Below are 22,598 nucleotides of genomic sequence, written 5' to 3'. Positions count from 1 at the left end.
GATAATTTCAGAAATAGGTCTTTAACAAAAAGCCGACGACAGCAGCGCAGAGGATAATATAGGGTTCTTGTAATTTTTTAATATAAATAAGCGCCAGTATGGTTAAAACAGCTATTATTGCTGATGGTGCATCTACGATTGATCTTGTTGCGATTACAAAGACAGATCCAACTAAGGCGCCTGCAACTGCTGCGGTAATACCATCCACAAAAGCTTTGATACTGATATTTTTAGCAATCTTTTTAAAATAAGGAGCTGGCAAAACTGTAAAAATGAAACATGGGAGAAAAACCCCGGCAGCTGCGACTACGGCACCAGCAAAACCAGAGACCAGAAAGCCAATGAATCCTACCGTAATCACCACCGGTCCCGGTGTAATCATGGCCACGGCAACTGAATCCAGAAATTGCTGCTCGTTGAGCCATCCCATCTGATCGACAACACCAGCCTGTAAAAAAGGAATAATGGCCAGGCCGCTGCCAAATACAAATGCGCCCGCTTTGGTAAAGAACCAGCCAATCTGCACTAGCTGAGAAGGTTCATACTGCCAGAAACCGATTCCTGTCAAAAGAACTGTCGATAACGCCGTTTCTCTTCTTACCAGCCATTTTGGTGGTGCTTTAACCGCCATGTAAACAAAGCCCATCAGCATAAAAAGCCATACTTCTTCCCGTTCCGTGATAGCAGTGACTACGGCCATAACCAGAAAGAAAACCCAAAGAAGCCACCGGCTTTTAATAGCTGCTACTTCCAGTTTGCTTACCGATTTGATCGTAAGTTTGTAGCAGCTCAATGTAATGATACCAATCACCGAAGCGCCCACTCCGTAAAATACAGCCTGCATCCATGACAAGCCGCCATATAATTTGTAAGCCATGCCCAGCAAAACAACCATCACAAAAGAAGGAAGGACAAAAGCCAGTCCGGTAAGCGTAGCCCCCAAAACGCCATAATGCACATAACCGAGATAGATTCCAAGCTGAGCAGCCAGTGGACCGGGCGCCAGCTGTGCCAACGCCAGACCTTCGCGGTATTCGTCTTCGCTGATCCATTTCCGGTCTTCGACCAAATCACGGTGCATATAACCGATCAATGCTACCGGGCCGCCGAATCCAAACGTACCCAGTTTAAAAAAGTATCTGGTGAGATCTTTCAGGCTGTAAGTGTGGCTTTGTATGTCTGTTTCCATTAGTGGTCTGAGTGTATTACTTTTATTTTTCCAAGAACGTCAAGAGCCGCACGGAACCCGGTAGCAAGTTTAGCGGCAGGGCCACGGCCATAATAATGAAGAAAGATCATCCTTGGATTTTCTCCAAACATATGGTTATGAAGGGCAACGACTTCAAGATTATAGGCACGAAGCACTTTAATAACAGCATTCACTTCATCTTCAAGCATTGCAATATCTCCGGCGATATGAGCGCTGTCTTTATTGCCTGCAAAACTTGCCCAGGAGTTAAGGCCAATCGCAGCTGTCATTTCTGCACCCATCGCCATCACTGTGATATCTTCTCTTCCCACTGTGTATTTGTAGGTTGGTCCATTCACCACGCCTGTATATTTTATCACGGCATCAAGTCCCGGTAGATTGAAGAGATCTTTTCCTGTAACTGTGGGCGGTGCAGATGGAGCTGGCTGGTTTTTAGGTGAGATTTTGGCATCTTTAATTGTTGCCGTAAACTTTTTGGCCAGATCTTCCGGCGTTCCCATGCCATGAAGGTGCATGTGGAAAATACGCGGCTGCTCATAAAAAAAGTGATTGTGGATCGCTCCGATTTCAAGACCGTTGGCCTGAGCTGCGGAGATCAAAGGGTTCACCTCTTCTTCCAAAAGGACTGTATCACTCATTAGCACTGCCGACTTTCCATCAACTGTTTTTTTGATTGAAGCCCAGCCACCAAAGCCGAAAGGGATCGGGACAGGTTCACCTTTAAGCGTCACTTTCAGATCATTTCGCGGAAGCGGGGTAGTATGTACCGCCTGGGCTTCGTTGTAATTTCCTTTTTTACCCATCGCAGCCTCAATGGCCGCAATTTCCTCAGAAGTCAATGCTGCGGGTGTCTTTGCAATAAAAGTTGCTGCGTACGATGGTTTTAAGCCCAAAAGCTGCACAGCTGATATTAATCCGGTCGTGCGAATCCATGTTCTCCGTGAAAAAAAAGTGACAGTATTCATAAGCATTTGGTGGTCGCTTAATGTAATGACAATACTAGCCCGCTCAGTAACCAAATGATAGAATGAAAATGACGATTTGTACAGGAATTACTTTTTTGGCAAAGTTTTCCTGAAATTGGACGGATTTTGTCCGGTATGGGCTTTAAAAATCCGGTTGAAATGACTTTGATCGGAAAATCCGGTCAGGTAGGCAACCTCAGACAAAGTATGATCCTGATTTGCAAGCAGGTCAATTGCTTTTTCAATTCGGAGCTTACGGATGTATTCGCCAAAAGACAGGTTGCTGAAATACTTGGAAAATTCCCGGGATACGTAGGATGGGTGAATCTGTAAACCTTCTGATATTTCTTTAAGGCTTAAACTAAGGTTGGTATCAATCTGGTCCTGAATTATTGCTTTAAGCTCTTTAGCCCATTTGGGGGTTTTCAGGTTTTCGGATTTCTGTTTATCCAGATAAGTATTGAAAACGGCAAGCAGCAGTTTTTCAGCAGGGCTCTGCGTGTGCTTTTGTTTCTGAAGATGTTTGGCCCAGCTGTAAAGAGCGTCATAAATCAGCATTCCTTTTTCCAGCAAATCATTATCATCGTTAATGTTATAGGCAAGACCAGCTGAAATAGCCCAAAGACCTGATGACTGGCTGGCCAGTGAATGGTCGTCCGTGTCAGCACCCCGGATGATAACGGCCATATCCTTCAATGCCGGATCTTCTATTTCATATCTTTCCAAAAAGAAATCAAACGTGCATCGGTCCTCATAATGTGTGAATTCTGTATCGGGAATATCAAAAGGCGTGGCGTCAAGCTCCAATGCTTTTATCCTGACCTGATCAAAAGGAACATAAAATATCTTCGCATCCGGATCAATAAATCTTTTAATCAGCCAGGGACAGGCGATGCGGTCAATTTTTGGTCGTTCTCTTGTAATCCAGTTCATTCCATGAATATCGTTTAAAGCAATTTTACAAAAGTATTAAAAAAGATATTCGATGCTCAGCAATGCAGTTTTTGCTTCTTATATATAAAAACTGCAACCGATCACAGGATTCAAAAAAAGAATAGTTCTTAAATGGAATATTACATAATTTAATAAGTGGATATGATATTTCTGAATTTAAATGACTGCAAAATGTTTTGCCCGGGTAAATTTACCAAACCACGGTAGGCTCGGAATGATATATTTTTTTGGATAACCAAAGTCGATAATTATTGAATTTTGATGAAACAGATTCTGCATTGCATTTTCATTATTTTGTTGACCACCGAATGTTTTGGTCAGCACGTTACCTTTAACAAGGGTGGGATTGGAGACAAAAATTATTATCAGGAAATTCCCTATGAACTCGTAAACGGCAGGATATTCCTGATTTCCGAAGTCAACAGAATTAAGCGCAGATTCCTCTTCGATACCGGAGCTCCGACACAGGTTACTGTTGAACTGTTTGAAGAACTCAAACCGGCAATTGTCAATCATACTGATATAACGGATGCGGCTGGAAATAAGACCGCGTTGGATATTGTTTCTATAAAAGTGCTTCATATCGGAGATCTCACTTTTAATGATATACCTGCTTTGGTGACCGGTAGTCAGATGTACAGATGCCTGAAAATTGATGGCGTTATCGGTAGCAACATGCTTCGGAAGTCGGTGGTACAGATTCTTCCGGAAAAGCACATCATAATCCTAACCGATGATGAAACAAGATTGACTATCAACCGGAAAAACCAGACTGACATGATGACTGGTGAGCCGCAAAGCTATCCGTATTTTATGCTGCAACTTTCAAATAAAAATACAGTGAAAGTTGGTTTTGATTCGGGAGCTGATAATTTACTTAGGCTTACTGAAAAAGATGCAAGGCGACTGGTGAAAAGTGGTGTCTTTCAGAAGGTTTCCACAGGTTATGGTAGCAGTAACAGGGGTTTACTGGGATTACAGGCTCCCGACAGTCTCTATCGGTTAAAAATGCTACCAATTAATCTGGCAGGATGTGTCTTTAACAACGTATTCACCGAAACAAGTAAGAGCAGCAATAGCAGGATCGGAGCCAAGCTTTTGGATTATGGTAACGTGACATTGGACTTTATTCATCATCTTTTTTACTTTGATCCATTAGGGCAAAGCAATGACGTAAATGATATGCCATGGCCTCTGAAACCCGTGATTGAAGGAGATAAACTAACTGTCGGTGTAGTCTGGGAAAGCCTGAAAGGTAAGATTCAGTCCGGAGACCAGATTCTGTCAGTCGATGGGGAATCCTGTGAGGCAATCGGGCTTTGCGACTGGCTTAACGGAAAGTCAGAAACACTGATGCCCAATAAATCGGCTGTATTAAGCATCAGGGATAGAAAAGGAAACATCAAGGAAATCCATATCGATAGGGAGCCTTGATATTAAACCTGGTAGGAGGGATGTTAAAATCCCTCCCTTCTAATCTTCAGATTTATTTTTAAGTGACATCAAAAGCGAATAAGCACCTTTTACTACACAGGCCTGTTTGTCAAGATTTTCTTTGGTGATAATCTCCGTAAAACCGTTTTCATTAGTGCCGGTTTTAACCTCTTTCATTTCAAATTTGTTTTCACCTTTTGGGATAAATACAAATTGTTTTTCTTCATAGGTTACAATCGCATCGTCCGGCAGCACAAGTACTGTCCGCCTATCCAGTTCAATGTCAGCGTTCATGAACATTCCCGGTAAAAGTCCGGGTTCATAACGCTCAAAATGGGAGTGGATCTCAGCAGTTCTTTCCATGGAAAGGTCTTTGCTGATCAGTATTATCTCACATTCGTACTTTTTGTGAGGCGCGTTGTTGGTATAGGCCAAAAGGTGCTGTCCCTTTTTTATTTTGTCAAGATCCTTTTCAAAAACTTTAAGGGCAAGATGAATATCTGTTGGATTTATCAGTTCAAACAATACCTCCGTTGGCGACACATATTTGCCTATATTGACATTTACTTTGGACACATAGCCGTTGATAGGCGAGTAAATATTGACACTTCGCGAAATATTATCTTTCGATAATTTATCAGGATTAATACCCGCCAGGCGCAATTTTTCATAAAGCGATTTCATCATCACCTGCTGGCTGAGGTAATCCGCTTCGGCCTGCTGAAATATTTTGTCGCTGCTGGATTTACTTTTATTCAGTTCCTTTTGGCGTAAATAATCACTTTCCAGAAAAGCTACTTTCGCCTTTCCTGTCAGGTAATCCTGCTGCAACTGGATATACTGCTGGTCTTCCATGACGGCCAGAATTTCTCCTTTTCTTACTGGAGTACCAGGCAAAAGCCGTGTTGTTTTCAAATATCCGCCCAAAGGCACACTGATGGAAACGATGTTTTGCGGCGGCACATCTATTTTTCCATTCAGTTTCAGAATTTCAGAGATCTGTTTTTTTTCAGGAAGTGCCGTTTTAATTCCGGCATCCTGAATTTGTTCTTTATTAAGTGAAGCAACATTCTCATTTATTGGTTTATCTGTCGCGGAAGACTGATTCTCTTCCTTTTTTGAACAGGATAACGCAATGCTGATGACGGCTGCATATATCAGGTATTTCATGTCGGGCGATTTTAATTTTCCAGATAATAACTAAGTTCAATGGCTTTGCTGTTCAGGTTCATTACCATATCCAGATAATTGCTCCGGATTGTGGTGGCGTGACTGATCAGCTGCGCCCATTGGAGGTAATTGATGCTGCCGCCTGCAAGCTGCTCGTTGGCCGTTTTTGTGATCAGCGAAGCATTGGCAAGCCCGGTTGTTTCATAATACTGTACGGCAGTCAAAAACTTCCGGTATTCGGTCAAAGTAGATAAATATTGCGATTTCAGAGACTGGGCACCAGCCTGATAACTTTGACGCATAATATCCTGATTGATCCGGGCACTGTTGATCCGGGCTTTCTGGGCTCCTGCAAAAATCGGAATACCAACGCCGATCTGCGCGGACTGAAACCGCTGGGAAGCTGTATAGCTTTTATCATTGGCCCCGGTTCCACGCATGCTCATATTGTTGTAGCCCACATTGAGCTGTGGCAAAAGCTTCGATTTTTCGACATCAATCGTCGCAGCGGCTATTTCCTGTTGTTGCATCAAATAGTGCATTTGGGGATGATTGTCCAACGCGGCCGAATCCAAGCCTGATGCAAAAACATATCTATCTTCTGTTTGTGGCTGAAAGTCTGTTGTGGTATTAAGCAGTAGCTGAAACTGTAACCTGGATAAGTTCAGGTCTGATTCAAGCTGTTGGCTTTGCATCCGGATATCCGCCAGCTGAGATTCTACCGTGGTTTTTTCCAAAATATCACTTTCTCCTTTTTCAAACCGCTGCCGGGCTCTTTGGTAAAAACCGCTGTAAAGACTGTCCAGTGATTTGAGAAGTTCTCTTTTTTTGTTTTGATAAACAAAAAGATAATAAACCTGGGCCACATTTCTTTTCAGCTCGCTTTCCCGCACGGCAACATTCAGCACACTCAACGCAAGTTCGCTTTGCAAGAGATTTTTTTGTTTGGCATAAACAACAGGAAGGCTAAACGACTGCGTTAGGTTGATACGGGTATCCGTATAAAAACTGTTGATTTGCCCACCTTCCAATTGCACCGTAGTTTGAGGAACAACTGCCGCCGTTCGTACCAACGCTTTCTGATATTCGGTGCGAAGTTTTTCCGTTTTCAGGTTTTGGTTATTGGCAATAGCCATTTGCTGTGCGGTTTTCAGATCGATCCTGTTTTGTGAAAGACTTTTAGAAGGATGTACAACGGCAAATACCGAGATGATAAGCAGTAACAAAGCTGCTTTACTACCCGTTTTAAATTTAAAACCGTTTTCGAAAAACATATAGAGAACCGGAAGAACAAAAAGCGTCAGAAATGTCGCTACCAAAAGTCCGCCGATCACTACTGTGGCCAGTGGTCTTTGCACTTCGGCACCTGCACCGTTGCTGATCGCCATTGGGAAAAAGCCAAGCGAAGCCACGAAAGCAGTCATCAAAACGGGGCGAAGCCGATTTTGTGTACCTTCAAGAACTGCTTTTCGAATATCTTTTTCCCCTTCTTTTCTAATTCTGTTAAACTCAGCAACCAGCACAATTCCGTTCAAAACCGCTACGCCAAAAAGTGCAATGAAACCGATTCCTGCACTGATACTAAATGGCATGCCGCGCAGAGCAAGGAAAAAGATCCCGCCGATAGCAGAAAGAGGTATGGCTGAATAAATCAGAAGTCCTTCTTTGACAGAATTGAAAGCAAAAAACAGTAAGACAAAAATTAAGGCGAGTGAAATTGGAACGGCTATCATCAGACGATCTTTGGCGGCATTCAGATTTTCAAACGAGCCTCCGTATGTGACATAATATCCCGTTGGTAATTTCAAACTTTGGTTTACTTTCAATTGCAGTTCATTGACAATACTTTGCACATCTCTTCCGGCGATGTTGAAACCAACAATAATGCGTCTTTTGGCATCTTCCCTTTGAATCTGGTTTGGTCCGTCTTTTATTTTAACTTCTGCCAGCTGATAAAGCGGGATTTGGGTTCCGTTGGTGCCTGGAATCAGAAGGTTACGGATATCGTCCAGGTTTTGCTTCTTTTCACCCCTTAATCTTACAACCAGTTCAAAGCGCTTTTCTCCTTCGAAAACCATCCCGGTGCTTTGTCCTGCAAGGGCCGTATTAACAATTTTGTTGATCGAAGTAATGTTCAGTCCATATTGTGCAAGTGCCTGTCTGTTGTAGGTAACTGTGATTTGAGGAAGGCCGGCGACCGCCTCAACATACAGATCTTTGGCTCCATCAACTTTATTAACAAGCGATCCAAGTTTTTTGGCATATTTAGCCAGGCTATCCAGATCTTCTCCATAGATTTTGCAAACCACATCCTGCCGGGCGCCTGTCATTAGTTCATTGAAACGCATTTGAACCGGATATTGAAAACCAGCTGTGATACCGGGAATTACTTTTAATGCGTTACTCATTTTATCTGTCAGCTCGGGGAAATTTTTTGCAGAAGTCCACTCACTTTTATCTTTTAAAATAACCATCATATCACTGGCTTCCATCGGCATGGGATCGGTGGGAACTTCTCCACTGCCTATTTTAGTGACAACTTTTTCAACTTCCGGAAATTGTGTTTTTAAAATATGTGCTGCTTTTGTCGTATTTTCAATGGTTGTGGAAATGTTGCTGCCCGTCAGAACCCGGGTATCAACCGCAAAATCTCCCTCTTCCAAAGAAGGAATAAATTCTCCTCCGAGTGTGGTCAATAGATAAATTGCACTACAAAAAAGCACCAAAACGGAAATCAGGATTATCTTTGGATAATTGATAACACGCTGCAAAACCTGCGTGTATTTTGCAGAAAGCTTACTCATGATCCGGTCAGAAAAGCCGGGTTCTGTTTTTATTTTTTTACTTAGAAAAACGGAACTCATCATCGGAATGTAAGTCAGAGATAAAATGAATGCACCTAAAAGAGCGAATGCAACCGTCTGTGCCATCGGTTTGAACATTTTCCCTTCAATTCCCTGCAAGGTGAAAATAGGGAGATACACGATCAGGATAATGACCTGACCGAAAACCGCACTGTTCATCATCCGGTCGGCGGATTCATTTACTTCCTCATCCATTTGTGTTTGCGAAATGCTTGTCAGTCCGGCGAATTTTTTGTTATGCGCAATCTGATGCATCACGGCTTCGACGATAATAACGGCTCCGTCTACAATCAATCCAAAATCCAGCGCGCCGAGGCTCATTAAATTTCCACTGACGCCAAACGTATTCATCATGATCACTGCAAAAAGCATCGCCAGCGGAATCACCGATGCCACCAGTAAACCAGCTCTGAAATTTCCAAGGAAAAGAACGAGTACAAAAATAACGATCAGTGCGCCTTCCATAAGATTGCGCGAAACGGTGCTGATGGCATTATTAACCATCTTAGTTCTATCCAGAAAGGGTTCAATGACAATACCTTCCGGCAAAGTTTTCTGAATCTGAGCGACTCTTTCCTTAACATTTTTAATTACTTCACTGCTGTTTGCGCCTTTCAACATCATGACTACCGCACCGGAAACTTCCCCTTTATCGTTGTAAGTCATTGCTCCGTAACGTGTTGCAAAGCCTATTTTCACATCGGCTACATCCCGGATAAAAAGTGGCTGACCGTCTGCAAGGTTTTTTACGGCAATATTTTTAATGTCTTCTGTATTTTCAACCAGCCCTTCACTGCGAATGTAAAGTACTGTTGGTCCCTTTTCGATGTATGCACCGCCGGTATTTTCGTTATTCGTTTCCAGCGCAGTGAAAATATCATTGATTGTCAGGTTGTAAGACAAAAGTTTGTCAGGGTCAATTTCAATGGAATACTGCTTTAATTTTCCTCCGAAACTACTCACTTCTGCCACTCCTTTGACACCGAGAAGCTGACGCCGTACGATCCAGTCCTGAATCGTGCGAAGATCCGTTTCATTGTAGCGGTGTTCATAGCCTTCTTTTGGCCGAACCACATATTGGTAAATTTCCCCAAGTCCGGTACTGATCGGGCCAAGCTCGGGATTACCGATGCCTTTTGGTATCTGGGATTGTACTTTTAAAAGTCGTTCGGAAACCTGCTGTCTGGCCCAGTAAATGTCAGTGGCATCATCAAAAACGATGGTGACAAGCGACAAGCCGAAACGGGAAAAACTTCGTATTTCCTTCAATCCGGCAATATTATTGTTGGCCTGTTCGATCGGAAAAGTAACCAGCCTTTCAATGTCGGTAGCGCCAAAAGAAGGTGCAACGGTGATCACCTGCACCTGATTATTCGTAATGTCCGGGACGGCGTCGATGGGGAGCCTGGTGAGTTCAAAGCCTCCATAGATTACCAGGCCTATGACAAACAAACCCACGATGAGTTTGTTGCCAACGGCAAACCCAATAATTTTATTAAGCATATTTTGTCTTTCTAAATCAGCGATTAGAGATAAATGCACTTTCTGACAGTACGTAATTACACTGTATGCATAGATAAATCAGTACGTGTATTAAAAAGATTTTGGCGGTTGCCAGATGCTGGAAAGAACAAAGGAAAGAAGCGCTCCATCCTTGTAGGTAAACACTTGTTTTTGAGGAAAAAACGTTGGATTTATTTTGAAAATATACGACTGAACTACTGTAACCGGAGCAATCCATATATTACCCGAGGTATGATCCGTGTTCGTTTTAAAAGGAAGCTTTTTATCCAGATCGTAATCGGCATTGTCGGCAATACTTTCTGCGTAGTGCTCTGTCAGAAATTCAAAAAAGGTGATTTTGTCATCCCATTTCTTATGCTGCTGAAAATGATGAAAGAGCACGGGAAGTTTTACCAGCTCAACCAACTCGGAAGTTGAAAGCAGATAAATCATCAGAAACGATATGGAAATTAGTTTTTTCAAACCGTTAGCAATCTTTTTTTATTTGTGAAAATAGTTAAAATTTTAATCGGAAGTGCGATTCGTTTTTTTACGCCTTTTTAGGGGTTAGAACAAATTTGTTTTTCACGGCAATCGACTCGGCAATTTTAGCCAAAACCAGGGTTGGTACTTCAATTTTATGATCAGTCAGCTTTATGTCAAAAGCAGAAGTCAGCGTGATTTGTCCTCCTGCAATAGTGATTTGCCCTTTGAAGCTTCTGTTTTGTTTCACGCCGTGCATATCCAGAATCCCGTCGACGTTGACGGCATAATTTCCATCCTTACTATAATCTACTGATTCCTTTATTTTTCCGGCAAAAACGGCCGACGGATATTTTTCCGTCTCCATATAGTTTTCGTTAAAATGTTCTTCCATCAGCTTGTTTGGAAAATGAAATCCGCGCTGGGGCATCTTAATGGCAATTTCGCCATTTGCCGTATTCAGTATTACAATCACCTGATTATTTACAGCCGCAATATTTTCAAGCGGTGTTTCTGAAAAGAAGCTGCTTTGACCTGTTTTTGTCATATATAATTGTCCAAAACAGGTAATAACGAGCAGCTGGCTGATCATCAAAGCCAGCACGATCCGGAAGGTTTTAGTATGCATTGGATTTGCGTTTTCTGTTTTTGTCAAAACTGAATGTTCTTGAAATATTAAAACCATAGAAAATGTCGCCGTTATTCCATTTTCCGGTGGTTTGTCCGATGAACTGTTTCTCGATCATTCCTCTTGAATTTGTCAGGTGAAGCTGAAATACGTGGCCGCCTGTTTCAATATCAAAACCAAGTGATAACGTATTGGTGAATCTTGGATCGCGCTGGGTTGTACCGGCGAAGGTTTTGGGTGTATACCAATATTCTACGTTAAAAGAGGTTCGCTTGGTAAGTTTATAGCGCCCGCCCATACCCAATGAATAAATGGTGTTGGCATCGATCTGGTTTTCAGCCAGATTTCTGTGGATGACCGTTGGACTCAATTGAAGCGATAATTTATCATTAAACTTCCGTGCAATCAGTGCCTGAAAGGTATACGTCTGGCGCTGCATGATCGTATAAAAAGGCAGCTCCGTGGAGGAAGTAGTCGAGTTATGCGCATCACTGGCGAAAAGGGTAACCGAAACCGGCATATTTCTCGCTCCCGTAGATTGTTTTAAAAGCCGGTATTTGGCAAAGAAATCCAGTGTTTTCTGATAACTGCTTCTGCCGACACCGATCATCAACCGATCCGTTAATCCGTATTCCAGAGCCAACCGGATCTGGGATTCATCCAATCCGAAAAAGTTTTGAGCACCGGAATTTACTGCCCCAAACCGGTGGGAAATGATAAAATCCAGGTTGTTTTTTCCAACCGTTTCAACGGAATGTCCATTAATAATCCGGGTGCCTTTGAAAGTAGCAGCGCTATAATTCACTACTGAATCCTGAACCTGATCAAGCTCTTTTAATAAATCGTTCTGAGCAAATGCGGCACTGCTGGTCAGGATCATCCCAATGACAAAAAGTCTTTTCAACATAATAAAGGAAGTTTTAGATTAGGCAGTTACGGTAAGAATATTTCCTGTAAGGCTGGTGGTGTAGACAGCAATGCCGTTTTTTCCTTCACTGTTCAGTCCTTTTCCGGTGTTATCGTATTTGGCGCCATGTGCAGTGCAGTAAAAATGATCTGTCTGGTAGGTTATCTGATTTTTGCCTTCATGGCTGCATGTAAGTGTAGCAGCAATGTAAGCGCCGGTATTACTTCGGGCTATTACAACGCCGTCTTTAATTACATAGCCACCGTTTGTTTTTAACGCGGCATTTTCAGAAGATGTCAAATCCAGCGTAAGATTGGTAGGAGCGGGATTAACACGATCGTTGGTACAGGATTGAAGATGCCCGGCAAAGTATACAGCTGCCAGTGCCGATCCTGCAAAACCTATTTTTCTTAAAAATTCGTGACGGTTGATATTGGACTCACTTTTTGAAATATCCATGAACTTTTCGCAGGTTAGATACTGATCTTTTTTACAGATCAAATGTATCAGCCCGATTCTTAATGGTTCCTAAAAGATTTCTTAAGGTTTGCTTAAGAATTGAAAATGAGCGAAACTGAGGTTCCTTTATTTAATTCACTTTCGATCAAAAAGTCAAGATTTAACAGTTCGCTCATGCGCTTTACGATAGAAAGGCCAAGCCCATTTCCTTTAATTTCCGGATGCCCTAGCGGGTTGGACCGGTAAAAGGGTTCTTTGATTTTTTCAATTTCCGCTGGCGCAATGCCGATTCCATGATCAATAATTTTATAAACCGGTTTTTGATTTTCCAGATTGATATAAACCATGATGTTGTCAAAGTTACTGGAATATTTCACAGCGTTGGAGATCAGGTTTTCAATGATGATATCCAGCATGTATGGGTCCGAATATACTACATGCCTGTCGTCGGTTTTGAGTGTAATTGAAAGGCTTTTTGCAAGGATTTTTTCCTGTTGTCTAATCAAAATAACCTCAGTCAGTTCGGAAAGATCAATTCTCTGCGAATCCATGGCTTTCTTCTGGCTCTCAAAGCGAGCCAATAAAAGAAGTTGGTCAACCAGGTAATTGATGCGGTTAATTTCGTTGATGCAGTATGAAACTTTGTCTATATATTCCTGGGAAGTTCTGGGTTTTCTGATCAAAACTTCCAACGTTCCCTTAATAATCGCAAGCGGTGTCCTGAGTTCGTGGGATGCATCTGAGGTGAATTGTTTTTCACGATCTACCGCATTTTCAATCCGGTCCATCAGCGCATTAATGGTGATAACAAGCTTTTTAAGTTCGTCCTTCCGGGCCGGTAAGGGGATTCGCGCAGTAAGATTTTCGTTTGTAATTTTATCTGCTGTATCAATAACACTCAGCACCGGCTCAATGCTGCGCCCGGCCATGTATCGGGTAATCAGAAACAGCAGCAGAAGTACTGCCGGAAATGAAATCAGTAGAACGGCCTGAAGATTGGACATGACCCTTTCTGACTCGTCAATCGGGAAGGCAACAACCAGATAACCGACTTTCTTCGATTTCTCTTTTACAATGATCTGCATTTGCCCGATACTTCTTCCAAGAAGTTTGGTCCGAAAAAATTCCATATCCGTTTTTGAAAAATCCGGCTTTAATTCATCCGTTTTCAGGTTTGGTGATTTGTCTATGACTTTACCATCAAGGCCCGAAAGCTGAACGAAAATCGGGTTTATTTCCAGGAACAGGTGCTCTCTTTCAAGCCATTCAATTTTGTCTTCGAAATATGGTATTCCATTTTTTATCCCCAATTCTTCGAGATGCTCTTTTGCCTCAAAGCTCAGATCTTTTTCAAGTCGACCGAAAACCGTAAGATTAACGATAGAATAAATGACCAGAAAAACCACGGCAATCAGGAGTGCCGTGCTCAATGTGAAATTGAGTGCAATTTTATTTTTGAAAGAAGTGGTCATAAGATTTGACTTCAGTAAATATCTTTGGCTATGTATCCGACGCCCCGGATGGTTTGTATGTAATCTTCTTCCTTGGCCAGTTTTAGTTTTTTGCGCAGGGAGTTAATATACACGTCGATCACGCCGGTGTTGTACTCAAAATGAATGTCCCAGACGCTTTCGATGATTCGGGACCTGCGGCATACTTTTCCTTTATTTCTTATTAAATATTCCAGCAGACCGAATTCTTTCTGGGTAAGTTTTATTTCTTCACTTGCCTTAAAAACCTGATGCGACTGTGTATCAATCCGGATAGGGCCGAGTGTGAATTCTGCTTGTTCACCACTTTGTGGCCTAAGCTGTACTTTTATTCTTTCCAAAAGCTCTTCAAAGCTGAATGGTTTTTTGATATAGTCATTGGCGCCGGCCTGAAGACCGAAAATAGTATCCTGGACGGTATCCCGGGCCGTCAGAAAAATCACAGGTGTTTTTGGATGTAGTTTCCTGAATTCACGGCATACTTCAATTCCGCTGATCCCCGGCAACATCCAGTCGATCAAAAGAAGGTCATATTCACCGGATAAGGCCATTTCCAGTCCCTTGTGCCCATCCATGGCCATGTCTACTGCATAAGATTCCTCTTCAAGCCCTTGCTTTAGAAAATTCAGTATACCTGTTTCATCTTCTATAATAAGGATTCTCATGTCCGTTTTTGTTAAGGAAATTAACTTGTTGGCAATGTCGGTATTAGGGGTTCCAATTTTATGTAAAGTAAGCATTCGCAAATGGTAATCTATTTAAAATAAGTCTTAAGATCATCTTAAAAAGTATTTCCAGGCAATGAAGAAAAAAGTGATTTGCAGGGAGGGATAAGTTCCGGGCGCAGTGGTTTGGTAAGTCTCAGCTGTTTCTTAAGATTCTCTTAAGATTTACTTTTTACATTTCAACTTGATGTTTTTTCCTGCATTTTCGTATGAATACTGGTTGCCAGGCTGTTTTTGCCAAAGAATCCAAAGTGGTGTAACTGCTCTCAAAACACATAGGAAGCTTATTGACAACCCTTCTAATTGCCAAGCTCCGTTCTAGAAAGTTAGAGTTCTGCGTCCGTTAATCAACCGCTTTCTCAACCTTATGTATCTACCAAAATCGACAATATGATAATGGATAAACCAAAATTGTTTCGCAAAAGTATTTACCTCACGCTCTTTCAGTTGAGAGGTTTGGAACAGCTTAGCGAATATGACGGGATCGATTTTTCAGAACATCTAAGAAAAGCGGTGGAACAATATTTGAAAAATCAGAAAGCTGATTTTTCGCTGGTCAAAGAAACTGATCTGACTGTCAGTTTTACCGAATCTGTAAGAGAATCTGGTATGCCGGGCGCTTATTGGATTTCAGGTCTGGTAGATAAATATGCGTTTTCTGCATTGCTGTTAGGAGAAAACTCCAAGTGGGGAATTGAGAAGGGAAGGATTTCCAAGTTTTCAATATGGGATCCGGTTGTAAAAGAAAGTAGCAATAATTTCCTTGCGTCCTGCATTGTCAATTACGATCGTGGCTGGGATATACGGCCTAGTAGAATTGCCAAGCCATATTACAACAAGACCAAGTCATGGATTGAACATGATGCGGATCGTTTTATAAAAAATAAAATTTTAGATATCAAGAATTAATCTTTTTGTCAAATGCGTGCCTCATTTTAAAAATGTGGCGGTAATAGATTAGACAAATTTTCCAATTTCAAATTGCTGCGAAATGAAAAATTTCACCCAGGCAAAATTGTGTTTCAACCTGGCCTGATTACAATTCCGTCCCCGGCATGAATTATAATGTTATGTAAATTGAAAAAATAGTTGAAAGAACTGCCTTTAATTTTCTGATTTGAGCTCTTCTTCAAGGATCTTCTGCTGCCCGATTTTTACAAACATCCAGGAGGCCATCAAAGTGAGCAGCATGGCAGGCAGTCCTCTGAACTGAAAATCGCTGTTGATAAGTTCTTCAATTTTTGGACGCGAATAGTTGTGGGTCAAATAGCCCTGCAAGTCTACCGCGATGTAACTGAAACTGATAAAGAAAATCCAGAATATAGCCAGTCCGTACACGACTACAAACAGTTTGGGGATGCTTTTCGGACGAAGCCAAAACATTGGAATGGTCAGTAACATGGGCATGAAAGCCACAAACAGGAATATAATGAATTTTGGTGATACGATCGCAGCTCTGAAAGACAGCCAATCTTTGGCACCGACGGGTGTATATAACGAGTACTCGATCAAAGGGTTATAGTTGGTTGTCCAGCAGGTAATCGTAAAGAGCAGGATAAATATCCAGCGGCTTACAAATTTGATATCGGACAGAAACCGGTTGAGTAACCAGAATGCTATCAAAATCTGCAAGGAAGAAGGAATGATTTGAAAGTAAAAACTTACCTGTACCAAACGCCGATAAACTTCGGCATCAAAACCCTTGATCCATAGCGATAATTGCATTGGAAGAATAAAAAACAAGGTGGCGCAGACAGAAACGGCACTTAGTATAATGGTAATCCATATGGCTATTCGGGGAAATGAGTCGGGACGGAACCAGAGCAATAAAACGGAAATTGAAAGCAAACCAACGGAAGAATAAATCATCAGGATTCTTGACGAAGCATTGAAAACGCCCATGTAGGCGTCGTAATGCTCATGAATTTGGGTAAACGAAGGATATACGATCAAGTAATTGGACGTGATCGTACTCAGGTAATAAAAGCTGACCAGATAGAAAGCGGTGATCACCGCAATAATTATCGACGTTAGTGGATTCTTTTTTGTTTCTGACATTTCCATATTTTGATTTTTTGAAAGGGAGTTTAATATTTCATATCGGGAAGCCAGGGCGGTTAACTGGCAGGCATTTTTATATTTTTCAGATAGACGAAAAGCCGGATTGCCTGCGTTTTAGTTTGTTTAATTTTCTTTTCATGATAAGAAACATGATCAGCAGGCCTGATGTAAATGCCAGTGCCAGACGAATAATCAAAGTTTTCATGACATCCATCCGGTCAAATGGCATTGTTCCCTGTCCGGCGATCATACACCACTGGTCACCCTTTTTGATGTATGTTTCCAGGCGCATGACATCCAGGTTCATCTCGCCAACCGGCGTGTTTAAGGTTACATCCAGCAGTACATTTCTAACGGCTGTTTTTCCATCGTTATACAGCCTGACTATTTCGGTGCCGGGAACCACAATGACACTTTTGAAGGATATACCATCCTGCTCGGTATTCTTTTTCCAAACACCCCCGCTGATCGACCTCAGCCCTTCCGGTCCCACGGCAACAAGGTCGTCGCCGCATCCCGAAGTGATCTGACCAGACGCAGGTTTGTCCGGCGCAATGGCGTGCATGTAAGCAATCACCTCTTTCCTTATTTCAGGATTACCGGTTAAATCAAGGGCGGAAGAATCTGCTTTGGATAGCAAATAAGCCTGATGATCCACTTTTTTATCACAGGCTGATAATACTAGCATTAAAGCGCTTAAAGGGAAGAGGAAACGTTTCATATTGATGGTTTTGAATTTAAAGAACTTGTGATTTCAATTGTGTATAATTTTCTGATTACCAGGATAATCCAGGTTATATCTAAAATGATGAGGATTCTTTCGGTAAGCCCTCGCAGCTGAGGAGCGCTAAGTAAAAAACCAATGAATAACGCAGTGCTGATGGCCCCGAAAAACCAGGAAAGTTTTGCCATGTGGCGCCAGTTGTCATACTTATCGAAAGTAAAGCCCCAGGCAATCATCGCCACGGACAGATTCAGTAGAGCAAAAAGCGCGGACAAGCCATGAATTAAACCTTCCGTTGTGGGCCGATCACCCGGAAGGTCCGTGGGAAACACCGAAAAAGTAAAAGTGCCTATGCACCAAATGCACAAGGTAATTGCAGCAGTTTTCGATGGCTTCATACTACTGAACAGCCCGATAATCAGGCATATTGCCCCTACACCGATGAAAAGGAATCCAAGGGTCATCAGCCATCCATATTCCCCCAGCGCATATTCACTTACAAAGCTGGCAAGTACGCTCTTGTCTGGCCGAATAAAATGCACGATGGTGAAAATGAACAGGAAAAGCAGATGGCTGCCTAAGCCGGTAACCGCTATCATTTTGCCGTAACTCATTTCTTTTTTTGTTGAAAGAATCTGTTGAAATCCCAATAAAATTCGGGTATTTAAAAATGCCGGTCAAAGGGTTTATTGTAAGCAGCAGGTTTTGTTAGGGGGTAGCGGTTTTCATTTAGGAAGGCAAAGAAAAGGCGGTTTATTTACCACTGCCTCAAAAAACCTGCCTTTCGCAATCCGGTCTAGGTAATACTATTTGCTTTCGGTAAGTTTAATAATCCAAGCGTCCCTATGAGCCGAATTCTGTTTTTAACGTTCCTTTGCATTTTTACTGCCCTGGGCGTCATTGCTCAGGATACGATCGTGTTTAATGGCCAGCCTGATTTGAAAAACACATTAGATATTGCCGGTAGAAGTTTGTTTTTTGAAGAAATCAGCGACCATCCGCTCACATTTAACGAAGCTAAAAAGCAGGCTTTCGTTCCCTATACTCAGGAACTCCGCCAGTGGAGATTTTCCAACCGTCCGCTTGTTATCCAATGGCATAAATTCACAATCAGGAATACATCCGGCTCCGATACCATTTCGCTGAGAATTGATGCGGGTATGCATTACTTCACGCGCTTGTATGTCCGTGACACGCTTGCGGTTGTTGCCGGCGCGTTTCAGGCGGATGTTCCCTTAATCAATCGTTTTGGCTTGCCAATTTTAATCTTGCCGCTTAGTACAGAGACTTACTGGGTGCGTAATGTGGATCGTAAAGAGCAGGTTGCACCGCCCGGGATTTTCCTGAAAACGCCCTATCTTGCCGCCCATGATGCGGCAGTAGGTGCCAACCTGGACAGATACCTGTTCCTGTTGTTATCAGCATTGCTGGGGTGCCTTTTTTTTATCAGCATTTACGCAACTTACCAGTACTACCTGTACCGCGATGGTTCCTTTGTGTGGTATATCAGTTATACCATTGCTTCGCTGATCACGGCCATGTACTGGATCGATATCCGGTTGCAGTTTATGCTCTTTCCCGCCTTTGTCCGCGACGTTATTTTTTCTTTCTATCTTTTTTTAATACCTGTCCTTTATACATTTTTTGTGGGAAGTATGCTGAAATTACCGGTACACTTCAAGAAAAGCTGGATGGTCGTTAAAGTGCTGGTGGGGATAGCCATCATGCAAATGATCATTGAGCTTTTACAGGTGCGTTGGGGTTGGTTTATCTTTAACCCTGACTATTATGAAATCTTCATATCACTGGCTCCGGTCATTGTCATGCACCTTATTTTATTGGTACTGACAGCCCTGAGCAAAGATTCTGTAAAGTGGTTCCTGGCTGGTGGATTGGTTAGTTTTTTGCTGTTATGGTGTGTTCCCATTACAGGTATTTTGGGTTTGATTCCTTTTAGAGTCAATGAATTATTTTTAGTCCTCGTTTTTGTTCCAGCCTTTTTGATTTTGGGCTTGACGGTAGAGGCTATCTGTTTTTCATTTGCCTTATCTTACCGCGCCAAGCTTGTTTTGATAGAGAAAAATGAATTACAAAAAACATATGCCATGCAACTTGAAAATGAATTGAATAAAAAAAGCCGCGAACTTCAATTGCAAGGCAGTATCAGCGAGGCGCAGAAAATAAAACAGGTGCAAACCGAGTTTGAACAAAAAATTGCCGAAACTGAAATGACTGCGCTCAGGGCACAAATGAATCCGCATTTTATATTCAATTGCCTCAATTCGATCAAGCTTTATACCCTCGAGAATGATTCGCAAACCGCATCTGAATACCTGACAATTTTCTCCCAACTCATCAGACTGGTATTGGAAAATTCGCAGTCTGAAAAAGTGACATTGCAAAAAGAACTGGAAACGCTTCGTTTGTATATTGAGCTGGAAGCCATGCGGTTTAAAAACAAAGTACATTACGAAATTAACATCGAGCCGGGCATAGACCAGCAATACACAGACATCCCGCCGCTGCTTTTACAGCCTTATGTCGAGAATGCGATATGGCATGGTTTAATGCACAAAAAGGAAGGTGGAAATATCAGGGTGGATGTTACACAGCCATTTGAAGATCTGCTGCATATCGAAATTACTGACAATGGCGTGGGGCGGCAACTGGCTGCAAAATATAAAAGCAAATCGGCAACGCGTCAAAAATCATACGGTTTGAAAATGACATCTGAAAGGCTGGATATTATCAATCAGGTGTATCAGGTGAAGGCCGATGTGAAAATTACGGATATCAGAGACGCAATGAATCAGGTGTGCGGAACAAAAGTGACTATTCAAATACCGGTATGATCCGCTGATATGTTAAAAGCTGTAATAATAGACGACGAACCGGATTGTGTAAAGCTTTTGGCATTACAATTAAAAATGTATTGTCCACAAGTACAGGTAGTTGCAGAATGCACCGAAAGCCATGAGGGCCTCGGAAAAATTACAGAACTGCACCCCGACATTGTTTTCCTGGATATTGAAATGCCGCAGATGAACGGGTTTCAGCTACTGGAAAAGATAGGACATATCAATTTCAGTCTCGTTTTTGTTACTGCGTATGATCAGTTTGCCGTTAAAGCTTTCCGGTTTAGTGCGCTGGATTATTTGCTGAAACCTATCGACGGGAAAGACCTTAAAGTAGCCGTTGAAAAAGCAGAAAATCGCAAATGGCCCGACAAGCAACAGCTTAATTTGCTGAAACACCAGCTGCACGGGAGCGAAAAATCGCTTCCTGAAAAAATCGCCCTGCCATTCCAGAACGGGGTAACATTTGTTGAAATTAAAAATGTGATCTACTGCGAATCGGATAACAATTATACCCGTTTTAATATGTTGGATGGCCATCAGCATACCGTGGCCAAAACCCTGGGCGATATACAGGAAGTGCTGGAAGAAAGGAATTTTTTGAGGGTACACAGGCAATACCTCGTGAACCTGGACCATATTAAAAAATACGTCCGCGGGGACGGCAATTACCTTATCCTTTCCACGAACAAAAATATCCCCGTAGCCCGTAATCAAAAAGACCGGTTGATTGAAAAATTTGGGTGGCTGTGAGCCAGATAAAATCTGGCTTTTCCTCCTAATAAAATGAGTGTAATCGCTGTGGTAAACATTAGAAGCAATAATCCCGCAAACAACTTTTGTTGTGATTCTGGCTAAGAGCCCACCGTATGTATTTGCTTGTCAATTCGAAAAATAGTTTGATCATTTTGGAAGACAAACTGAAATGTTTGACTGTCTGTATTTGTTCCATTTATCCTGAGGAAAAAAAATAAAAATCAGATAACTTAGCGAACATTTAAAAAGTAACGTTGAATCAACCTTTTAAAATACTTTTAGCACCACTGGACTGGGGTTTGGGCCATGCAACCAGGTGTATACCGATCATCCGGTATCTGCTTGAAAAGCAGTGCGAGGTGACTGTTGCTGCCGAAGGTGCGGCCGCTTTGCTTTTAAGAAGTAATTTTCCTGAGTTATCAATAGTACCAATTGAAGGTTATAAAATTCGTTACAGCCGGAGTGCAGGCACTTTTGCTTTTAAAATCCTGATGCAGGTGCCCAAAATTTTTAAAGCAATACAAAATGAAAAGAAGTGGCTGGCAAAGGTTCAGCAGCAATATAAATTCGATCTGGTTATTTCCGACAACCGGTATGGTCTGAAAATCGAAGGGCTTCCCTCGGTCATCATGACACATCAATTACAAATAAAATCCGGAGCAGGTGCCGTTATAGACGGATTGCTTTTGAATCTGCATTGCCAGATTTTAGAGCAGTTTGATCAGTGTTGGGTTGTGGATCATCAGCATGAAAACAGCATAGGCGGAGAACTTTCACATCCCCAAAAAATACCTTCCAATGCACGTTATATCGGACTTCTCTCACAGTTAGACGCGGACATAACCCGGTCAACTGTAAAAGAGGGTAAGGTACTGGTTCTTTTGTCAGGCCCGGAACCGCAAAGAGGCCTTTTGGAATATGAAATTCTGTCCCGGATTACCAGCAATTCGCTATATCGGTATACCGTTGTCGGCGGAAATCCTGGCGAATCTGTGCCTGATGTTCTTCCATTGGGAATTGACTATTATACGCATCTTAACGCGTTTCAACTTCAAGAGCTCATGCACAGTGCTGATCTGGTTATTTGCCGAAGTGGTTATTCAACGCTGATGGACCTTGTGGTTATGGAAAAAAAAGCGCTGCTTATTCCAACACCCGGCCAGTCGGAACAGGAATACCTTGCCGCCAATTTGTCAAAACAAGGTTTATTTTTTTCAACAAAACAAGCCTCATTAGACCTGGAAAGTGATATTTCAGAAGCATTAAAACGTCCCGGATTTGCGGAAGCTTCTGGCGGTTTACAGCATCAAAAAATGAAGGAAGCGGTTGATGAAATACTTGGAAAATTACAAAAGTTCTAGTTGTTCATAAGGATAAGATTCTATTGACTCTTTTTTACAATGCTCATTT

19 protein-coding genes are annotated in these 22,598 nt (G+C 42.1%); 5 read left to right on the top strand and 14 right to left on the bottom strand.

Annotated features, from left to right (window positions below; all coding sequences use genetic code 11):
- Positions 1–7: 7 nt before the first annotated feature.
- From FDK13_RS08610 to FDK13_RS08600, 3 genes are all read right to left on the bottom strand, one after another.
- Entirely contained in the window at positions 8–1,189 is a 1,182-nt protein-coding gene (locus tag FDK13_RS08610; RefSeq protein WP_137339569.1) for a chromate transporter, read from the bottom strand.
- Entirely contained in the window at positions 1,189–2,175 is a 987-nt protein-coding gene (locus FDK13_RS08605; RefSeq protein ID WP_137339568.1) for a DUF1259 domain-containing protein, read from the bottom strand. Before FDK13_RS08605 ends, FDK13_RS08610 begins: the two co-directional genes overlap by 1 nt.
- An 87-nt stretch (positions 2,176–2,262) precedes the next feature.
- Positions 2,263–3,108 (bottom strand): chromate resistance protein ChrB domain-containing protein, encoded by an 846-nt coding sequence (locus FDK13_RS08600; RefSeq protein WP_137339567.1) that lies wholly within the window; start codon positions 3,106–3,108, stop codon positions 2,263–2,265.
- 282 nt (positions 3,109–3,390) lie between these two features.
- On the opposite strand from FDK13_RS08600, the gene FDK13_RS08595 reads away from it, so the two are divergent.
- Positions 3,391–4,563 (top strand): retropepsin-like aspartic protease, encoded by a 1,173-nt coding sequence (locus FDK13_RS08595; RefSeq protein ID WP_137339566.1) that lies wholly within the window; start codon positions 3,391–3,393, stop codon positions 4,561–4,563.
- A 39-nt stretch (positions 4,564–4,602) separates the two neighbouring features.
- Here the strand turns inward: FDK13_RS08595 and FDK13_RS08590 are convergent, their stop codons facing one another.
- The 8 genes from FDK13_RS08590 to FDK13_RS08555 all read right to left on the bottom strand — a co-directional run bounded on the left by FDK13_RS08590 (position 4,603) and on the right by FDK13_RS08555 (position 14,732).
- A complete protein-coding gene (locus tag FDK13_RS08590; RefSeq protein WP_137339565.1) occupies positions 4,603–5,733 on the bottom strand; it encodes an efflux RND transporter periplasmic adaptor subunit in 1,131 nt (376 codons plus the stop codon).
- A gap of 11 nt (positions 5,734–5,744) precedes the next feature.
- Entirely contained in the window at positions 5,745–10,100 is a 4,356-nt protein-coding gene (locus FDK13_RS08585) for a CusA/CzcA family heavy metal efflux RND transporter (protein ID WP_137339564.1), read from the bottom strand.
- Positions 10,101–10,190: 90 nt separating this feature from the next.
- Positions 10,191–10,583, bottom strand: coding sequence for a hypothetical protein (locus FDK13_RS08580; RefSeq protein ID WP_137339563.1), 393 nt, complete (start codon positions 10,581–10,583; stop codon positions 10,191–10,193).
- A gap of 67 nt (positions 10,584–10,650) precedes the next feature.
- Positions 10,651–11,211: a YceI family protein gene (locus FDK13_RS08575; RefSeq protein WP_229215967.1), complete on the bottom strand. Its 561-nt coding sequence runs from the start codon at positions 11,209–11,211 to the stop codon at positions 10,651–10,653.
- Positions 11,201–12,118: a DUF5777 family beta-barrel protein gene (locus tag FDK13_RS08570; RefSeq protein WP_170982748.1), complete on the bottom strand. Its 918-nt coding sequence runs from the start codon at positions 12,116–12,118 to the stop codon at positions 11,201–11,203. Before FDK13_RS08570 ends, FDK13_RS08575 begins: the two co-directional genes overlap by 11 nt.
- An 18-nt stretch (positions 12,119–12,136) precedes the next feature.
- Positions 12,137–12,577 (bottom strand): Rieske 2Fe-2S domain-containing protein, encoded by a 441-nt coding sequence (locus FDK13_RS08565; RefSeq protein ID WP_137339562.1) that lies wholly within the window; start codon positions 12,575–12,577, stop codon positions 12,137–12,139.
- A gap of 92 nt (positions 12,578–12,669) precedes the next feature.
- Positions 12,670–14,049, bottom strand: a complete 1,380-nt coding sequence (locus FDK13_RS08560; protein WP_137339561.1) for a sensor histidine kinase — start codon at positions 14,047–14,049, stop codon at positions 12,670–12,672.
- 11 nt (positions 14,050–14,060) lie between these two features.
- On the bottom strand, positions 14,061–14,732 hold the full coding sequence (locus FDK13_RS08555) for a response regulator transcription factor (RefSeq protein WP_137339560.1): 672 nt from the start codon (positions 14,730–14,732) through the stop codon (positions 14,061–14,063).
- 456 nt (positions 14,733–15,188) lie between these two features.
- Here FDK13_RS08555 and FDK13_RS35720 point away from each other — a divergent pair, with 456 nt between their 5' ends.
- Positions 15,189–15,701, top strand: coding sequence for a DUF7678 domain-containing protein (locus tag FDK13_RS35720; RefSeq protein WP_181956145.1), 513 nt, complete (start codon positions 15,189–15,191; stop codon positions 15,699–15,701).
- A 195-nt stretch (positions 15,702–15,896) separates the two neighbouring features.
- Here the strand turns inward: FDK13_RS35720 and FDK13_RS08545 are convergent, their stop codons facing one another.
- The 3 genes from FDK13_RS08545 to FDK13_RS08535 all read right to left on the bottom strand — a co-directional run bounded on the left by FDK13_RS08545 (position 15,897) and on the right by FDK13_RS08535 (position 18,191).
- Complete coding sequence (locus FDK13_RS08545) at positions 15,897–16,850, bottom strand: hypothetical protein (protein WP_137339559.1); 954 nt, start codon at positions 16,848–16,850, stop codon at positions 15,897–15,899.
- Between the two features lie 85 nt (positions 16,851–16,935).
- Positions 16,936–17,574, bottom strand: coding sequence for a hypothetical protein (locus FDK13_RS08540; RefSeq protein ID WP_137339558.1), 639 nt, complete (start codon positions 17,572–17,574; stop codon positions 16,936–16,938).
- The gene (locus FDK13_RS08535) at positions 17,571–18,191 is read right to left on the bottom strand and encodes a DUF998 domain-containing protein (RefSeq protein ID WP_137339557.1); all 621 of its coding nucleotides are present in this window, start codon (positions 18,189–18,191) and stop codon (positions 17,571–17,573) included. The genes FDK13_RS08540 and FDK13_RS08535 overlap by 4 nt, the downstream gene beginning before the upstream one ends.
- Before the next feature lie 231 nt (positions 18,192–18,422).
- Between FDK13_RS08535 and FDK13_RS08530 the strand changes: the two genes are divergently transcribed.
- The 3 genes from FDK13_RS08530 to FDK13_RS08520 all read left to right on the top strand — a co-directional run bounded on the left by FDK13_RS08530 (position 18,423) and on the right by FDK13_RS08520 (position 22,549).
- The gene (locus FDK13_RS08530) at positions 18,423–20,429 is read left to right on the top strand and encodes a sensor histidine kinase (RefSeq protein ID WP_137339556.1); all 2,007 of its coding nucleotides are present in this window, start codon (positions 18,423–18,425) and stop codon (positions 20,427–20,429) included.
- A 9-nt stretch (positions 20,430–20,438) separates the two neighbouring features.
- On the top strand, positions 20,439–21,185 hold the full coding sequence (locus tag FDK13_RS08525) for a LytR/AlgR family response regulator transcription factor (RefSeq protein ID WP_137339555.1): 747 nt from the start codon (positions 20,439–20,441) through the stop codon (positions 21,183–21,185).
- 257 nt (positions 21,186–21,442) lie between these two features.
- A complete protein-coding gene (locus FDK13_RS08520) occupies positions 21,443–22,549 on the top strand; it encodes a glycosyltransferase (RefSeq protein WP_229215966.1) in 1,107 nt (368 codons plus the stop codon).
- Positions 22,550–22,598: the final 49 nt, after the last annotated feature.

Source organism: Dyadobacter frigoris, from assembly GCF_005280585.1.
GTDB lineage: Bacteria > Bacteroidota > Bacteroidia > Cytophagales > Spirosomataceae > Dyadobacter > Dyadobacter frigoris.
The sequence above is the reverse complement of the archived record's forward strand: the minus strand, read 5'-3'. Positions and strand labels throughout refer to the sequence as shown.

What these genes read in the sequence shown, in the direction of transcription:
- FDK13_RS08610 (WP_137339569.1), bottom strand. Translation starts at nt 1,189, where the DNA reads ATGGAAACAGACATACAAAGCCACACTTACAGCCTGAAAGATCTCACC.
- FDK13_RS08605 (WP_137339568.1), bottom strand. Translation starts at nt 2,175, where the DNA reads ATGAATACTGTCACTTTTTTTTCACGGAGAACATGGATTCGCACGACC.
- FDK13_RS08600 (WP_137339567.1), bottom strand. Translation starts at nt 3,108, where the DNA reads ATGAACTGGATTACAAGAGAACGACCAAAAATTGACCGCATCGCCTGT.
- FDK13_RS08595 (WP_137339566.1), top strand. Translation starts at nt 3,391, where the DNA reads ATGAAACAGATTCTGCATTGCATTTTCATTATTTTGTTGACCACCGAA.
- FDK13_RS08590 (WP_137339565.1), bottom strand. Translation starts at nt 5,733, where the DNA reads ATGAAATACCTGATATATGCAGCCGTCATCAGCATTGCGTTATCCTGT.
- FDK13_RS08585 (WP_137339564.1), bottom strand. Translation starts at nt 10,100, where the DNA reads ATGCTTAATAAAATTATTGGGTTTGCCGTTGGCAACAAACTCATCGTG.
- FDK13_RS08575 (WP_229215967.1), bottom strand. Translation starts at nt 11,211, where the DNA reads ATGCATACTAAAACCTTCCGGATCGTGCTGGCTTTGATGATCAGCCAG.
- FDK13_RS08570 (WP_170982748.1), bottom strand. Translation starts at nt 12,118, where the DNA reads ATGTTGAAAAGACTTTTTGTCATTGGGATGATCCTGACCAGCAGTGCC.
- FDK13_RS08565 (WP_137339562.1), bottom strand. Translation starts at nt 12,577, where the DNA reads ATGGATATTTCAAAAAGTGAGTCCAATATCAACCGTCACGAATTTTTA.
- FDK13_RS08560 (WP_137339561.1), bottom strand. Translation starts at nt 14,049, where the DNA reads ATGACCACTTCTTTCAAAAATAAAATTGCACTCAATTTCACATTGAGC.
- FDK13_RS08555 (WP_137339560.1), bottom strand. Translation starts at nt 14,732, where the DNA reads ATGAGAATCCTTATTATAGAAGATGAAACAGGTATACTGAATTTTCTA.
- FDK13_RS35720 (WP_181956145.1), top strand. Translation starts at nt 15,189, where the DNA reads ATGGATAAACCAAAATTGTTTCGCAAAAGTATTTACCTCACGCTCTTT.
- FDK13_RS08545 (WP_137339559.1), bottom strand. Translation starts at nt 16,850, where the DNA reads ATGTCAGAAACAAAAAAGAATCCACTAACGTCGATAATTATTGCGGTG.
- FDK13_RS08540 (WP_137339558.1), bottom strand. Translation starts at nt 17,574, where the DNA reads ATGAAACGTTTCCTCTTCCCTTTAAGCGCTTTAATGCTAGTATTATCA.
- FDK13_RS08535 (WP_137339557.1), bottom strand. Translation starts at nt 18,191, where the DNA reads ATGAGTTACGGCAAAATGATAGCGGTTACCGGCTTAGGCAGCCATCTG.
- FDK13_RS08530 (WP_137339556.1), top strand. Translation starts at nt 18,423, where the DNA reads ATGAGCCGAATTCTGTTTTTAACGTTCCTTTGCATTTTTACTGCCCTG.
- FDK13_RS08525 (WP_137339555.1), top strand. Translation starts at nt 20,439, where the DNA reads ATGTTAAAAGCTGTAATAATAGACGACGAACCGGATTGTGTAAAGCTT.